A 1,854-nucleotide genomic window follows, 5' to 3' on the forward strand; every position below is an offset into this window, starting at 1 on the left:
AAAGCATCCTGACCCGGACCGGCGACGTCCGCCGCCCGACGCCGGCCGCAGCGACCATACGTTCACTGACATGTTCGCCGGACGAGCGAGCGGTGCGCCACCCCGCGCGTTGACTCATCCAAAATGCCCGCGTAGCCCCCTTCGTTGACTCGTCTGAGAATGCCCGCGTGCGGCGTGTCGTCCGAACGTCAGAGCGGGGGTTGCGCTACCGCCGGAGGATGGGATTGACGATGGCAGAGCGCAAGGCCGTGACGAAAGCGATCGCGACCCGCTACAAGCGGGCGGACAAGGCCGGTAAAGCGAAGATCCTCGATGAGTTGTGCGCCACCACGGGGTGGCATCGCGATCATGCGCGCAAGGCACTGCGTGGCGTCTTGCGGCCACGAGTTGTTAAGCAGCGACCGCTGCGGCCACCGAAGTATGGACCGAAAGTTATTGCGGCGCTGATCTTCTGCTGGGCGGTGCTGGGCATGCCCGCCGGCAAAAGGCTGGCGCCGATGCTCGACGAGCTGGTGGCGATCTTGCGCCGGTTCGGCGAGCTGGTCATCGATGACGACACCGCGGCGCTGCTGGTCGCCATGTCGGCGGCCACCATCGACCGCCGCCTGGCCCCCGAGCGTAAGCGCCACGAGTTGAAGGGTCGCAGCCACACCAAGCCGGGGTCCCTGCTCAAATCCCAGATCCCGATCCGGACCTGGGCGGACTGGGACGACGCCAGGCCGGGGTTCGTCGAGATCGACCTGGTCGGCCACGAGGGCGGCAACGCCGCCGGTGAGCACGCCTACACGCTGACCGTCACCGACATCGCCACCGGGTGGACCGAGAACCGCAGCGTGCCCAACAAGGCCCGTAAATGGGTGCTCGCGGCGCTGGACGACATCGCCAAGATCATGCCGTTCCCGATCCTGGGCGTAGACAGTGACAACGGAAGTGAGTTCATCAACCATCACCTATTAGCCTGGTGCGAGCAGCGCAAGATCACCTTCACCCGCTCACGGCCGGGCAACTCCAACGACGGCTGCCACGTGGAGCAGAAGAACTGGGCCATCGTGCGCACCGTGGTCGGCTACCACCGCTACGACACGAGCGCAGAACTGTTGCTGCTCAACAAGATCTGGGCGTTGCAGTCACTGCTGACCAACTACTTCTACCCGCAGCAGAAACTCATCTCCAAGGTCCGCGACGGCGCGAAAGTGTCCAAGAAGTACGACACCGCCACCACCCCGCACCGCCGCGCCGAACGTCACCAGGCGGTCTGCGCCCAGGACAAGGCGATCCTCGCCGACACCTACAGCGGCATCAACCCAGCCGCCGTGCAACGCCAAATCCAGGCCCTGACCACAGAGCTACTCACCATCACCACCAGCAAGGCTGGACCGGCCAAAAAAGCCCCCGCCACGCGGGCATCTTTGGATGAGTCAACGAATCAGTCTTCGCGGGCATCTTGACGCGAGGCAACAGGCCGTGTTCTTCCGCCCAATCACGGCGTCGCACCTACGATGGCCCCGTGGCCCAAGCGCATCCGCCCGGCCCGGCCGGCCCGCATCGGCAGCGGGCCGAAGCCGCGACGGTGGACCCGTTGGACAACACCTTGCTGGACGGCCGCTATCTGATCCAGGCGAAGATCGCCAGCGGCGGCACCTCGACGGTGTACCGCGGTCTCGACACCCGGCTCGACCGTCCGGTCGCCGTCAAGGTGATGGATTCTCGCTATGCCGGCGACGAGCAATTCCTGACCCGCTTCCAGCGCGAGGCCCGCACCGTCGCCCGGCTGAAGGATCCCGGCCTGGTCGCCGTCTATGACCAGGGCGCCGACGCACGGCACCCGTTTCTGGTCATGGAGCTCATCGAGGG

At 65.9% G+C, this 1,854-nt stretch carries 2 protein-coding genes; both read left to right on the top strand.

The features are described from left to right. Positions 1 to 218: 218 nt before the first annotated feature. On the top strand, positions 219 to 1,448 hold the full coding sequence (locus WAW85_RS08660; protein WP_422559212.1) for an integrase catalytic domain-containing protein: 1,230 nt from the start codon (positions 219 to 221) through the stop codon (positions 1,446 to 1,448). Positions 1,449 to 1,507: 59 nt separating this feature from the next. Continuing rightward, positions 1,508 to 1,854 (top strand): protein kinase domain-containing protein (locus WAW85_RS08665; protein WP_422559213.1); only part of this gene is annotated, 347 nt, incomplete at its 3' end.

The sequence above is a fragment of the Gordonia sp. (in: high G+C Gram-positive bacteria) genome (assembly GCF_049299075.1).
Classification (GTDB): domain Bacteria; phylum Actinomycetota; class Actinomycetes; order Mycobacteriales; family Mycobacteriaceae; genus Gordonia.

Bases quoted from the DNA above. Each gene is read 5' to 3' on its own strand.
- WAW85_RS08660 (WP_422559212.1), top strand. From the start codon at position 219: ATGGGATTGACGATGGCAGAGCGCAAGGCCGTGACGAAAGCGATCGCG.